10 protein-coding genes and 1 pseudogene are annotated in these 14,032 nt (G+C 52.8%); 8 read left to right on the top strand and 3 right to left on the bottom strand.

Annotated features, from left to right (window positions below):
- The first annotated feature begins 217 nt into the window (after positions 1 to 217).
- The 7 genes and pseudogenes from ACRZ95_RS05625 (at position 218) to ACRZ95_RS05595 (ending at position 10,337) form a co-directional block, all read left to right on the top strand.
- Positions 218 to 934: a hypothetical protein gene (locus ACRZ95_RS05625; protein ID WP_170665468.1), complete on the top strand. Its 717-nt coding sequence runs from the start codon at positions 218 to 220 to the stop codon at positions 932 to 934.
- Positions 916 to 1,818, top strand: coding sequence for a hypothetical protein (locus ACRZ95_RS05620; RefSeq protein ID WP_170677355.1), 903 nt, complete (start codon positions 916 to 918; stop codon positions 1,816 to 1,818). Before ACRZ95_RS05625 ends, ACRZ95_RS05620 begins: the two co-directional genes overlap by 19 nt.
- Positions 1,818 to 3,239 (top strand): hypothetical protein, encoded by a 1,422-nt coding sequence (locus tag ACRZ95_RS05615; protein WP_170677357.1) that lies wholly within the window; start codon positions 1,818 to 1,820, stop codon positions 3,237 to 3,239. The genes ACRZ95_RS05620 and ACRZ95_RS05615 overlap by 1 nt, the downstream gene beginning before the upstream one ends.
- A gap of 162 nt (positions 3,240 to 3,401) precedes the next feature.
- Entirely contained in the window at positions 3,402 to 5,132 is a 1,731-nt protein-coding gene (locus tag ACRZ95_RS05610) for a thiamine pyrophosphate-binding protein (RefSeq protein WP_170677360.1), read from the top strand.
- A 13-nt stretch (positions 5,133 to 5,145) separates the two neighbouring features.
- Positions 5,146 to 7,971: a peroxidase family protein gene (locus ACRZ95_RS05605; RefSeq protein ID WP_170677362.1), complete on the top strand. Its 2,826-nt coding sequence runs from the start codon at positions 5,146 to 5,148 to the stop codon at positions 7,969 to 7,971.
- 1 nt (position 7,972) lies between these two features.
- Positions 7,973 to 9,349 (top strand): hypothetical protein, encoded by a 1,377-nt coding sequence (locus ACRZ95_RS05600; protein ID WP_170677364.1) that lies wholly within the window; start codon positions 7,973 to 7,975, stop codon positions 9,347 to 9,349.
- A gap of 325 nt (positions 9,350 to 9,674) precedes the next feature.
- Positions 9,675 to 10,337 (top strand): annotated as a pseudogene (locus ACRZ95_RS05595) (IS6 family transposase).
- Between the two features lie 133 nt (positions 10,338 to 10,470).
- Here ACRZ95_RS05595 and ACRZ95_RS05590 read toward each other — a convergent pair.
- From ACRZ95_RS05590 to ACRZ95_RS05580, 3 genes are read right to left on the bottom strand one after another with little or no spacing between them, the layout of a single operon-like run.
- Entirely contained in the window at positions 10,471 to 11,559 is a 1,089-nt protein-coding gene (locus ACRZ95_RS05590; protein WP_170677366.1) for an adenylate/guanylate cyclase domain-containing response regulator, read from the bottom strand.
- Between the two features lie 8 nt (positions 11,560 to 11,567).
- Positions 11,568 to 11,939, bottom strand: a complete 372-nt coding sequence (locus ACRZ95_RS05585; protein ID WP_170556514.1) for a response regulator — start codon at positions 11,937 to 11,939, stop codon at positions 11,568 to 11,570.
- A gap of 2 nt (positions 11,940 to 11,941) precedes the next feature.
- A complete protein-coding gene (locus ACRZ95_RS05580) occupies positions 11,942 to 13,519 on the bottom strand; it encodes a sensor histidine kinase (RefSeq protein ID WP_170677369.1) in 1,578 nt (525 codons plus the stop codon).
- Positions 13,520 to 13,841: 322 nt separating this feature from the next.
- Here ACRZ95_RS05580 and ACRZ95_RS05575 point away from each other — a divergent pair, with 322 nt between their 5' ends.
- On the top strand, positions 13,842 to 13,973 hold the full coding sequence (locus ACRZ95_RS05575; protein ID WP_480554630.1) for a hypothetical protein: 132 nt from the start codon (positions 13,842 to 13,844) through the stop codon (positions 13,971 to 13,973).
- The last annotated feature ends 59 nt before the right edge of the window (positions 13,974 to 14,032 follow it).

Genomic DNA, 14,032 nt, shown 5'->3' with positions numbered 1-14,032 from the left:
CGAAAACCCCTCTGAAATCCTTAACACAATTTCTGAAGTCAATCACCGCTTGACGGTCGACCATGTTGGAAGTCGCCGTTTTGAAGGACCAGACGACCCGTTTTAAGTACAGCGCCCAGATGCTTGGCATGAGTTGAGTTCAGGAGGAATTCTTCTGAATTTTGATTTGTTGTGATAAGATTGGCCAAGTCCCAGGATCGCAAGTTCTGACAAAACCATGGGTGTTGACGGAGCAAATAACCAGGAAAACGCTTCTGAAAAATCAGAGGCTCTACTCCTTTACGCCCGCAGCGGTGGGAACGCAGAGCGACCAGCGTCGCCCGAACCCAGAAGCAGACGGACCGGGGCCTGGTTCGCAGAACTTTTATCTTCGCTCATCAAAACCTCGGCCGCATTTTTTCTAGCATACCTGTTGGTTCAGAGCGTTGAACTGGATCTTAAGCGAGCGCAATTTACTGCGGACACGGCGGATAAGCTCAAGACCTACATTCTAGACCTAAACAGTGATGAGTTCGCGAATAGCGCTGAAAAATCCAAGGCGACCGCGCTCGCGCTAGGGGGCTTCGGCAGTGTTGCAGCATTTCCGCTGGTCCAATTCATCGACCATGGAAATGAGTTTCAGGTCAGCTGGGGAAAGTTGGGATTGGAACAGGCGGGACTGACAACTAACGACGAAACCTGCGAGGTCATCATCCGCGTGATTGATGATCCGACCCAAACTTTCAAGTGGGGGACGCGTAAGGCTGTTTCCGAAATCGCTGGCAGCGTAGGTTGCCTCGACGCTGTGGAACCGCTCGAACGCCTCGGCGCGGATTTGACAGATGCAGGGGTGCCCGCTGATGCGCAGCCGGAATTTCAAAAGGCAATTCAGGCGGCTTTGGCGCAAATCGAAAGAGCAAACCAAAGGGCGCAGAAATGGTGGATGTTCTGGTGAATTGCAAACCTTCTAAACAGAGCTTCTCGCAGATGTGCAGGGGAGTTGTGGTGGGCTTGATCGTAATCTTTCTTTTGGGTGAGGACGCGCATGCGGGGCTCCAGGGTTGCCCGGATGACACGGCAAGAAACGACAAATTGCTTATAGGTTCGATGGATATGGTCAGCCCGATCAGCGAACGCAGACGGCGCGCCTTGCTTGCTGCATTCGAAATGCACTTTGACAAGGCCGACGCCTCGCTTGGGTCTCTTGCAAAGGTGATCTACTGCCCGCAGCGTCAGTTGCGGGATCGAAATACCTATGATGCCGACGTCACAGGAGTTCTGAACGACGAACGGGTATTGCTAGAAGTCGGTGCCAGAGTCAGCGGGGGTGACATCATCGTGGCCTATGTGGTCATTCCTCTGCGCCACTACGGTTTCCATAACGTCGAGCCGCCCCGTATGCAGGGTTACCACGAGGCCCTCTACGAGCAGGCCCAGATCGATGCAGGGCTGGATAAACTGTTTCGGGGCAATGCCGAGTTGCGTCTGTTCTCTGCTTTGGCGCTGGGATTGCGGCACGAAAGGGCGGCTGACTCTGTGGTTCAAACCCAAGAGAAAAAGACAATGTTGTTACGTTCTCGTGCGTTTTATTGTGACGCGATCGGAACGCTTGACGCAGCAAAACCAAGGCCTGACTACCTTGGATTGGAGCCGGACGAATGGCAGGCGCTGGGCAATTTCGCTCGCGAAGGGGCGGATCGTGTTTATCGACAGACGCTGGACAGTTTTGGTGACCAGAGTACGCTTCCAATTCTTCGAGAAATTCGCGGAAGTGACGCTGACGACAAGGGACTCTGTGTTGATCCGCTTCCATCTCAAACCGATGGAGGAGGTCAATAATGGAACACGCAATCAGGTCATTCATGACGCGTGCAGGGTTGGCCGTTTCCGCTACCCTGTTGTCTCTGGCGGGCGTTGTGTCGGATTCACGAGCCGTTCAGGCTGGTGGATTTACCGCCTGCGAGTATCCGTTTGTTTTTGAGGACTCTGCAGCAAATATCGTTCCTTTGGAGTATCTGGCGACCTCGGCCGATGTGTCATCAGGTGACGGGGACCGACTGGCGAAACTACAGAAAACGGCACGACGGTTCAGCTGGCTTTTCAAACTGGATAGCTGGCATCAGCCGACCTATGGTAGTCTTGGAGTCGTCGCACATATGTTCCTAGATGGTGTTTGCGATCCTGACGTTGTTCTGGGCCTGTTATTGTCAGGCGGGGCGTCGCAGCCATTGCGTGAGGGGCAAATTCTGGTTTTCTTGCAGGGTCGCATTTTTTTGGAAGAGGACCAGATTTTCGTTCAGTCCAGACTCCGGGGGTTTCGCCGTCTCACGGATCAATACGAAGCCGTGCAACCTGTTTCTAATAACTTCGCCGAAGAATTTCTGCATGCTTACCTTGGCCAGTCCGGCGAGCCGATGTCGATTTCGATACCTGCGCTCGACGTGACTTTTGCACCGCGCGTGGTTTCCGAAGAGTTGTTCCAACGCATCGACACTACGTTTATCGAGGCCAGCAAAGTCTACAGTAGTCCTGATCTTGAGGCCTCCAGCGACGAGCTGCTCTTTGAGCCGAACGAGCGAAGAGCGTTCAGTGTTGAAATTGGGGCCGAACCTGGTTGGATCAAGGTGGATGACATGTTCGGCGGCCATCCCAACCAGGGATACATTCGCATCAACCCCGAAGCCTCGCATCTGTTCCATAGTAGCTTGCCCGAACTTGATTTTCTGAATGGTGCGCTCGGGTTTCTAAGGCTGCGGCAAAACCGGTTGTCCGATGAGTTTCCGCCTGTGTCCGACGGGACAGTGCAAATGGCACAGGCCGCGCTAAAGCGTTATCTGGAAAGTGAGTTGACCCTCAATGAACCGGAACTCAGGGCATTGGCCCATGCGTTGATAGGGTTCATTCAGGCTTCGGAAGAAAAAGACTGGATGGCTGCGCGCGTATCCTTTCTTGAGGCGGCGACGTTGTCCCCGACCGATACCCACTACCGCAACGCACTGGGCGTGACGGATGCCATGCTCTGCTGTTCACACGATGTCTCACCTCCTTACCGAGATCCCGCAAGATGGTTCGCAGATGCCCTGTCCGTAAACCCGGAAAACGGAGAGTCGCTGAGCAATTTGCTTCGCTTCCTGGAGTACCTGAACGAAACAAATCAAAAGCCGGATGGGATTGATACGACCAATTTGCCAACAGCCCTGGACGTGGTTCGAAAGGTCGCTGACCAGAATCCGGACCTGATGTCAAAAGGACAGCGCTAGGACGCGAAGGGGACCTAAATTCACCCCGGCTTTTCGATTGCGCTGCCAGAATTAGTATCTTGCCTGCCACCTATGCACGAGTTTACGGGCGCTCTGTTTCTTAAAAAGACAATTTCTGCTATGATCGCAGCATATTGTTGAAAGTTTATTGGGTGGTATTGAATGCGTGTCTACGAAGCGGTTGTCGCCGCGCTTGAAACCATTGGGGTAGACGCCGCTTATGGCGGTGCCGGCGAAAATGCAGCCGGTTTGATGCTTGCGCTCGACGCATCGGAAAAGATCAGGCCCATTATAGCCAAAAATGAACAGGGAGCGTCGTTCATGGCCTGCGGTCACGCGATGTTTACCGGAAATCTAGGCGTGTGTTTTGCCACTGCCGGTCCGGGTGCGTTCAACCTTATTTCAGGAATGTGCGTGGCTTTGACCGACAGCTATCCTTTGTTGGCGATCAGCGGGTATTCGACGGTGGCATGGCAGGGAAGGGGGGGATTGAACGAAACCTCTGGCCTTGCCCGCACTCCGGATTCGCGGATGATGTTTCGTGCTGCCACAAAAAAAGACCCGCAGTCCGGCGAACCGGCAGATTTTCTTGTAACCGACCCCGATGACTTGATCGATACGTTGCAAAAAGCCATCGAAATCGCATTTGAAGGTCGCCCTGGCCCAGTACATGTTGCCGTCGCAGAGGACATAACCGACCCCAAGATCGAAGTGTCCAACTTCAGGCCTCTGCGCATGCCGCAGACTGGTGTGACGCCTGATCCGGCTTCGCTGGATCGTGCTGCAAGCGTGTTGGAAAAGGCGATCAAAGCTGAGAAAAAAGTCGTGATGCTTGCCGGATTTGGGGCGATCCTGGCCGGAGCCAATGATGTCACCAAGGCGTTCATCGAGCGGTTTCAGATACCGTTGCTGACCACAATGGATGGAAAAGGGATCGTAGCCGAGGAAAACCCATTGGCTATAGGGCTCTATTGTGATTCAGGGCACAAGGCAGCGTGGGATCTTTTCGACGACGCGGATGTGGTGCTGGCGGTCGGCAACTCATTTGCGCAACATGCGACATTCGATTTTTTCGACAGATTGTTCGAAAACAAGACCCTGCTTCACGTCAACATTGACGCAGGTGAGTTTGACAAGTTCTACAAAGCTGATCACGTCGTTTTGGGGGATGCGAAACAGACCTTGCAAGGTCTGTATGATCGTTTAGACGCCTCGGTAGGACCCGTGCCGGAACGGGATTACCGGCCCAAGGATTACGATGAACGCTTCATCATTTCCCCGCAAAAGCAACTGCATCCGGGGGAAATGGTTCAAAAGATTTCGCAAATGCTGCCGCCGGGCGGTGTTGTGTTGGCAGACGCTGGCGCACATGCGGCCTGGGCCGGCTACTATCTTGAGTTGAAAGAAGGCCAGAATTTTAGAAAACCCGGAACCTATGGTCCGATGGGGATCGGGGTGTGCGGAGCGATCGGTGTAAAGTATGCCGAGATGAATCGTTCGGTCGTAGCTGCTGTTGGTGATGGTTCTTACCTGATGACCGGGTTCGAATTGATGACGGCCGTGCAATACAACATTCCAGTGGTTTGGGTCATTTTCAACGACTGCGAATTCAAGCTGATCAAGCTGTATCAGCTGTCTGCTTTCTTCAAAACAGGGCTCGTCGAATTCGACAATCCAGACTACGCCGCCTACGCCCGAGCCTGTGGCGCAGATGGATACGTGGTCAACAAGCTCGACGAGTTCGAGAAGGCGTTTGCGGCGGCTCTGGCAAGCGGCAAACCGACCCTCATTGACGCGCGGATTACACGTCTGGCGTTGCCGAATTATTCACCCCATCCCGAAGGTGTGCTTGCCGCGATCTGGCAAGGCATTCGTTCAAGGTTCGGGTTGTAGACAGGAGGCCACCATGGACGGTAGCTCGGATTCCCTGCGAAAATGGCGCGAAGTGTATGTCGGAGGCTCGCCCGAGGCAGAGTTGAAAGAGACAAAACAGCTTGCCGAACTGATGATGGCAGCACAGCAGAAGTCTGCAAAGGCTGGCAAAGCGCCCAAGGTCGAGCGCGCCTTTCATAAAAAGGCAATCGCCGCATTTGAAGGCGCTGAATTGAGGTTTGTCGACGACCTGCCAGAGGACCTTGAGGTGGGGTTCGCGATACCCGGCAAACGGTATCCAGCGATGGTGCGGATTTCCAACGCATCGTCGCAAACCCAATCCGATGAAGAAAAAGACCTGCGTGGATTGGCAGTACGCGTTCGCGATGCTGACGGCGTTGACCATGACTTACTGGCCACGAATTTTCCTGTTCCCCACGCGCGCAATGCCCGCCAGTTCGTGGTCTTCGCACATGCGGTGTCCGGTGGGAGGTTGTCAAAGCTAGTGGGGTTGATGCGCCTGTGCTTTGTTCTGGGCTTCTCTGAAACACGCCGGATGCTTGACAACGTGCGGACAGCACTCAGGGAATGTGACAGCGTAGCGATGGAAAGCTACTGGAGCCGCGGGGCCATTGCCTGGGGAAACGAAGCGGCGCGGTACGTTTTCAAACCGGCACCGGATGCGCCGGCGGTGAAGGGTACCCACTCTGGCGCGTCGCGTCTGTCTTCAGAATACGCCACACGTCAGGCAAATGGTGATGTGGTGTTTGACCTGTTCGTTCAGCGGTTTGTTTCAGAGGATCAAACACCTATCGAAGACGCGGCGCATGAATGGGACGAACGGGTCAGCCCGCCTATAAAGGTGGCGGAATTGGTAATGCCTCAGCGCGATCTGTCGTCACCGCAGGCCCTAGCCGAGGCGCTGAAAATCGAGCAACTAGGGTTCAATCCGTGGAATACAGCGGAAGAGTTCCGTCCTTTGGGAAACTTGAACCGCGCGCGCAAAGCGGCTTATGACGCATCCGCCTCGCACCGGCAGGGCAAACGGTTCAAGGCCGCACCGCCTCCGGTTCAGAATAGAATCTTCGGAACGGCCGCGCGATCCGTACTGCGCGCCGTTAACCGCAGGATTCCGTGGCACAAAATTCCGTTTCTTTTGGTTCAGCTGCTCAATCTCGACGCGCTCAGGTATGATCTGAGGCAAAAGAATCTCATTGACACCGATCCGGAAGAAACCGTGCCAAGCGCGCGCGCGGTGCCGCCTGAACCTGCCCCCGAACATCGCGTTTACCGTACTCATGACGGCACATATAACGATCTGTCGGATCCGACGATGGGTGCGGCGGGCGCAACCTTTGGCAGAAACATGCCATCGCAGGCCCAGCCAGACGGCAGCCCCAACCCAATTGAGGTAGCCCGGAAGTTGATGGACAGACAGGCCTTTATCCCTGCCAAAATCCTGAACATCCTGGCGGCCTCGTGGATTCAGTTTCAAGTCCATGACTGGGTATCGCACGAGCGGCGTAAACTGGGCGAAGATGATGACGTCGTTCCTGTCCCAGATGGCTACCCTGATTGGAAGAACCGCCCGGACGGAGAGCCGGAACGTAGTATGCGCATCGCCGGAAACATCCCGAAAGAGGGGGCAGATGATCCGATCCTGTTTGCAAACGAGAACTCTCATTGGTGGGATGGCTCGCAAGTTTATGGCGTCAACTCCGAGGCCGCGAAAAAACTTCGTAACGGACCCAAGCTAAAGCTGACCAAAGACGGCTACCTCCCTTTGAATGTGAAGGGATTTGAGCTGACCGGCTTTAACGAAAGCTGGTGGCTGGGGCTGTCGACCCTGCACACGTTGTTTGCCCGAGAGCACAATGTTCTTTGCGACGAGTTGCAGCGCGAATACCCTAACATGGACGAAGAACGGGTGTATCAAACCGCCCGCCTCATCGTGTCGGCCCTGATCGCGAAGATCCACACGGTCGAATGGACGCCAGCCATACTCGGCACCGAAGCGCTGGATATTGGAATGAACACCAACTGGTACGGCCCGCCTAAGTCGTGGTTGACGCGCCTGGGCATCTGGTTGACTGACGTTCACGCGCTTAAAGGTATCCCGGAAACTGAGCCTGATCACCACACCGGGCGCTACGCCCTGACGGAAGAATTTGCGACGGTTTACCGAATGCATCCATTAATCCCGGACGATTACATTTTCTATGATTTTCAATCCGGCAAGGAAAAAGCGCGCCGTGGCTTTCTGGAGATTCAGGGCGAAGAGACTGACCAGCAATTGCGAGAGCTTGGCCTGCGCGATTGTCTTTATTCTCAGGGTATTGCCCATCCCGGTGCGATCACATTGCACAACTTTCCGAAATCCCTACAACACCTCGAACGTTTTGATGAGCTGATCGATTTATCGGTGGTAGACATCGTCCGCACGCGCGCCCGTCACGTACCGCGATACAACGCGTTCCGCGAAGGGCTGCACATGCCTCGTGTTACCAACTGGGATGACCTGACGGCCAACCCCGAGACTAATCAAATACTAAAGGATCTCTATGGCGATATCGACAAGGTCGATACGGTGATTGGCCTGTTGGGAGAAACCCCGCCTGACGGATTCGGATTCTCGGACACGGCGTTTCGTGTCTTTATCCTAATGGCGTCGCGCAGGTTGCAGTCGGACCGCTTTTTGACCACAGACTTTCGACCGGAAATCTATACGCCGCTTGGGATGGAGTGGGTGGCGAAAAACGGTATGAAATCCGTTTTGCTGCGGCATTTCCCCGAGTTTGCAACAGTTCTGCCAAAGAATGCGACGGCCTTTGCGCCCTGGAATGTGGTTGAGGGGGAATGAAATGCCGAAGGACAAAGTTCAAAATGGGCTGAACGCCTTTCTGAATGCCCCGCTGGCGCAGACGTTGTGGAACCGCAGAACCAAGCGTGTCAGCCGCGGTTCGAATGTAGTCGCCGGTTCGCTCAGTTGGGAATCTCAGAATGAGCGCTCGCCACTTTCACCGCTGCAAGAGGCGATCCTGATTGCCGCAACCGGCGTTACGGGCCTGACCATGCCTGACCGGCCGTTTTTCGACGACGAAAGCGGCGATCCGATCATGTCGAAGCCGAACCTTGTGATGGAGGGGCGCACCGCTGGTAGCCCGGACAATGCACAAGGTACGCATTTCTTTATGATTAATGACAGTGGTACCTACTTTCTGCGCAGGCTTGAACCTCTTGAAGGTGGGACCGAAAGCTGGACGCCCGAGGTATTGATCCTGCGTGCAGAACAGGCAAAAGTGCAAATTCTGGACCGGCGTGTTGACGTGCCCGAAGGGATGCGTGATTTTCCGGCTTACCTCGATTCGAATCGCTTTTTGTCAAACACTCCGGGTTCGACCATTTTCTTCCCGGTTGTGGATCTATCTCACCAATACATCAACGCGTTGATGTACATTCTAACGCAGCCTGACAAGGCGCGGCCAGTCATCGTGGATGACCGAAATTTTTATCGGCCCGCTGGTGTCAAAAAGTGGATCGACAGGGGTTTTCTGAACCCGGATATCAAGATTCCGCTGGGGATCTTGGGCCAAATGCGCACACAGATCGAGGCTGATCTACTGGTGCAAAACTTGTTTCTTGTGACCGAGGCTCTGGGTCTGGGCGGCTGGATTCACGCCGCGATATCTCCACCGGTTCTGATGGGCGATCCGAAGTTCAGCGACAGATTCGGTACGATGTTGGGGTTTGACTATGTCACACCCAAATGGCGACTGATGGATCTGCTACGCTGGCATACTTTGCCGGTTGCGGCGATGAAGCATGTCCGTGCCCATGCGGTGGGATTGCGCCATCATGGAGAGCACCTGATCAAGGGTAAATGTCCGCCTTATTATTCGTCTATGTCCGAGGCAGTTGATGCAGTTGTTGAAGGCAAGTTCGGTTCCGACGGTATTTACAAGAACGACGCGCTGTTCAGCCAAATCTACAAGGGCGATTTTGGTGCCAAGTATCTGGAAGAAGCGGGTGAATACGAGCAGGACATAATCGAATGCGCCCGCGATATCTGTACGTACGTTTACGAAACACACGGGCGATTCCCGGCTCATTGCGAAGCAGTTCACGCACCTGGTGTTTGGCTTCAAACGCATCGGGTCGAGAACGAATACTACGACGCTTATTTCCAGAACGGCCTAACATCCGCCCAACGCGCTCACGACCTGAATTGGCCGAGCTGAATTGGGAAACCAGTCTTGAATTTGACTTTACATTGGTGAGTACCTCGGGGCCGTTGCAAACTCACACTAGCAAATCGAGCCCTGCTGTCACCGTGCCCTCAAATATTGGGGATGTGTAGCAAACTATGAGGCCTAATTGACGAACACGCAAATTCGGTTTTTTTGTTCTCAGAGATTTAGTCCTCCAATAGGTTTCAACTTGATTTCTTAGAAAGGCTGCCATGGCCTTGTCAGAGGAACTTGGGTTGAGCGGGGCAGGGGTGTTGCGTAGCCTCCGATTTTGAAAAGATTATCGCCTTTCAAGTATTTCAAAACCAGTCCCGAGATGATCCGCCTTGCAGTGATACCATACATCCGTTTCCCGCTTTCGCTTCGGAATTTCGAAGACTTGTTGCACGAGCGAGGCATCGACGTGAGGCACGAAACTGTCCGATATTGGTGGAACAGGTTTGGCCCGATGTTTACTGCTGAAATCCGAAGAAAGCGTGTTCGGTAAATGAGAGCATACTTCAAATGGAAGTGGCACGTGGATGAGGTTTTTGTGAAGGTGAATGGCAAGCGGCACTATCTTTGGCGTGCTGTTGATCAAGAAGGTGAGGTGGTGGAAGCCGTTGTCACCAAACGCCGAAACAAAGCTGCAGCGCTGAAATTCCTCAAGACACTGACGAAGCGACACGGTAAGTCGGAAACCGTCGTCACGGATCGCTTCGCATCGTACCGGGCCGCTCTCAGAGAGCTTGGCGCTACCGAAAAAGAAAGGACGGGTAGGTGGCTCAACAATCGCGTTGAGAACTCGCACCTGCCATTCCGACGAAGAGAACGCGCGATGCAGCGTTTTAAGCGTATGCGAAGTTTGCAGAAGCTCGCCTCCGTCCATTCCTCGGTCTACAACCATTTCAACCAAGAAAGATCGCTAGCCAGCCGAGACACCTTCAAGCTGACTCGAGCCGCCGCTCTCGCAGAGTGGCGCGAACTCAGTGCGGCATAAAGGGCAGCGCTACTGGCCTAGCTGAGACTAGTTAGAATTTGTCTGACGGCACCTTCGAGTGTTCCTCGTTGATTGGAATAGACGGCAGCTTTATCAGCCTAGCTGAGGCTGGTTCAAATTAGTTGACAGTACCTTAGCTGAGAAGCTGAAACACAGGAACCGTTCCGGTCAGTCCTTTGAATTCTTGATCCCGTAAAAATCGCGTTTTCTTGGATGTTCCTAACGCTTCGACAACCGACGCATCGACTAGTGTTTCGGCAGCTCGCGCGTGTTCACATAGGCGAGCTGCAAGATTTGGCACTTCTCCAATGGCCGCATAGTCAAACCGGCCTTCAAATCCGATACAGCCAATAGTGGTTTCACCCTTGGCGATACCGATCCCGAGACCCAAGCGCGATCCCTCCTTTTGAAAGGGTCCAAGCGCGTTTGCGACCGCAGCATGCAGCTCGCTCGCAAAGGTGACAGCCTGACCCGTAGGATCGCGTGCCCGGAGCGGGGCATTAAACAGCACAACGATGCCATCGCCCAAGAAACGTTCAAGTGTGCCCTGGTGTCGTTCAATCAGTGGACCTGCGCAATTGTGAAATACGTTGAGGGCTTCGAGTACTACTTGAGGATCAGAGGCTTCCGTAAAGGTCGAGAATCCCCTTAGATCCGCAAACAAAACGACGATGTCCGCTCTTCGGTTCTTAAGAATAGCGCTGTCATCACCAACCGAAATAATTTCTTCTGCCACTTGCCTTGGTAGAAAACGGCGCAAACGATTGAACCGCTCAATCTGACCAATCTGTTGATTTACTCGTTTTTCGAGTTCCTTGTTCCAGCTCTGCACTTCGTCATGCAAAGCTTTTGTTCGGAGCATGGAACGTACACGAGCAAGGAGTGCGACTGTGTCAACTGGTTTGGTAAGATAGTCATTTGCACCAGCCTCAAGCCCTTGCACCATATCTTCAGTGTTCGAACGAGCTGTTACCAGAACCACCGGAATAAAGGGGAGTATGGGATCCATTCTCAATCTTCGACAGACTTCGAAACCGTCCAGCTTAGGCATCATTACGTCTAACAAGATCAAGTCGGGCGACAAATCAGTAGCTTTTTCTATAGCGTCTTCGCCATCTACGGCCTCGGCAGTACTATAACCATGCGCGCTAAGTCGCATTGTCAGCAGGTTGCGATTGTCCTGCTTGTCATCGACAATCAAAATGAGTGGTGGGTCTTTCATTTTTTCATTCAGACCTGTCCAACAAAGGTAATGACTTTGGCCAACAGAGCACGCGGACTGTAAGGCTTGGTAACATAGTCATCACATCCGGCTTCCCGTGCTTTTGTTTCGTCGCCAGACAAAGCAAAGGATGTTACCGCGATGATTGGTATGTTCGCGCCTATTGGATGCTTCTTTATCTGGCGGGTGGCATCGTAACCGTCTAATTCTGGCATCTGGATATCCATCAAGATTAGATCGGGCTTTTCAGCAATCGCTCGGTCTACTCCTTGCGCTCCGTTTTCGGCCTCCAGCACTTCGAAGCCGTGACTGCCTAGAAGGTCTCGAAGTATTCGTCTGTTGTCGGCCTGATCTTCTATGACAAGTATTCTTTTAGACATGCTCAGCTCCTCGTAGCCTGAACGGGGAGTACAACAGTGAATGTCGAACCGTTGCCAAGGCTGCTGGCGACTTCAATTCGCCCACCGTGCATTTCTGCGATCTTTTGAGAGATAGATAGACCGAGACCAGTACCCCCGGCGGCACGCGTAGACGAGGCGTCAGCCTGTTTGAATTCCAGGAAAACCTCGTCAATTTGCTCTGAGGAAATTCCAACTCCCGTATCAGTTACGGTTACTACAAACCGTTGATCACGACGCGCCAAGTTTATTTCGACGTAACCCTTGTCAGTGAACTTTACCGCATTTCCGACGATGTTAAGTAAGACCTGTCTAATACGACCCGCGTCGCCACGCCCAGTGGGGAGTCCGCCTTCTACTTTGGTGCGGATTTCCAGTCCCTTGCTCGCTGCTATAGGCTCAACCGTGGAAACAACGTCGTTGAGGATCTCAGACATCGAATATGTGTCCAGTGTCAGTTCGAGTGCTCCAGCTTCAATCTTCGAAATATCCAAAACATCGTTGATCAATGACAGTAGCATTTTGCCGTTCACTTGAACCCGATGCAGCGGATCGTCGATTTTTTTGGGCACCGGACCATAAATTCCATCCCGGATCATTTCGGTGTATCCGAGGATCGAATTCATCGGAGTTCGCAATTCATGGCTCATATTGGCGAGAAATTGCGACTTGTGTAGGTTTGCAGTCTCAAGCTCATCGTACAACGTACCCAAACGCTCTGTCATACGATTGGCGCTGCGGGCGAGATCTCCAAGCTCGTCGGTGCTCTTGATATTAGCTCGGGCGGTAAAGTCGCCTTGAGCAACTTTTCTTAGCGTGACCCGGATTTGCTCAATCGTGCGGATCAAAGACTTGCTGAGTAGGAAGCCAAGCAAAATCGCAATAACGACTGCAATCCCAGCTGAAGCAAGCACCATTCGCCACGATTGATCAAACGCGTTTTGGTTAATCAAAGCTTTCGAGCGCATACCATCGCGCAAAAGCAGGTATCGTTTCTCAATCAGATTATCCAAAGACTTAATTATTGGGACCAGCTGCAACTCGAATATTGATTTGGCAGCTACAATCTGCCCAGCTTCATATCGCTCAACGATATCAAGTCCTATTCGTTTTATTTCTTGAGTCTTTCGCGACACATCCGCGATTTCATCGTCGGAAAAAAGGCTGAGATCCGGTTGATCTCTTGTCTCAATGAGATGACCAAGCGACTGAATAACATGCAGCTTAGCTTCAAAGAACCCTGCACTGTCGCCAAGCATGGTGTTGCCTCCAGTTTCTGCAAAAATTGCTGTTCCATTCAACCAGATTTCTTGCAGACTGCTTTCAAACACCTTTAGATTTGATAGCCGTACCTGATCTTGAAGCAACTCAGCAGTTCGAAGGTTCGCTTTGCGCAACTCAGATAGCCCGGTGAACGCCAGTATTAGCATTAACCCGACAATTCCAAGTAGCGCGACCAGCAACTTGGTTCTTATCTTTATGTGAAACCCGCTGTGCGAATTGGTAGAGGTTGCATTTGCGTTATCTGCGGCTTTCACGAAATCTGAAGTTTCGGCAGTCATGCAATCGCTCCCGACAGTATTGATCGGATACGCAATTGACTAATTATGCATCAGAAATGCCAGATCACAAAACCATTGAAGAAGCACAGGGAATTTGAATAGTTATGCCTATGGGTAATAGCTTTTTGTGAATGGACCTTCCGGCTCGTTGCCGACACTTGCTTCTACCATTGTGAAATCCCGCTGTCGGCAAATTCACCGTACAAAGCTGCGGTGTTTCGATATCAGTTAGGCACTTTGGGAGTGAGGGCGATGGCACTCAAACTGCACCCGAAAGTACCTTCGTCGCAATTCGTCCTCGGTGACGGTTTGGATCGCACTGATGGCTTTGATCTTGTTTGGGCTGATGCGCGATGTAAACTTTTGCAGCGCCTACAATTTCTCGTCTTTCCTGAATTACAATGCGATGTTCATTGCGATCGCGCTGGGCGCGTGTCATGACTTGCGAGAGTGATTTGTGGGTCGGATCTGTAGCGGCCTATTTCGGCCCAAGCGGAATTCAGGTTGCGTTGC

The organism is Ruegeria sp. AI3 (assembly GCF_056541245.1).
Note: the sequence above shows the minus strand (reverse complement) of the source record. Positions and strands in the feature narration are given on the sequence as shown.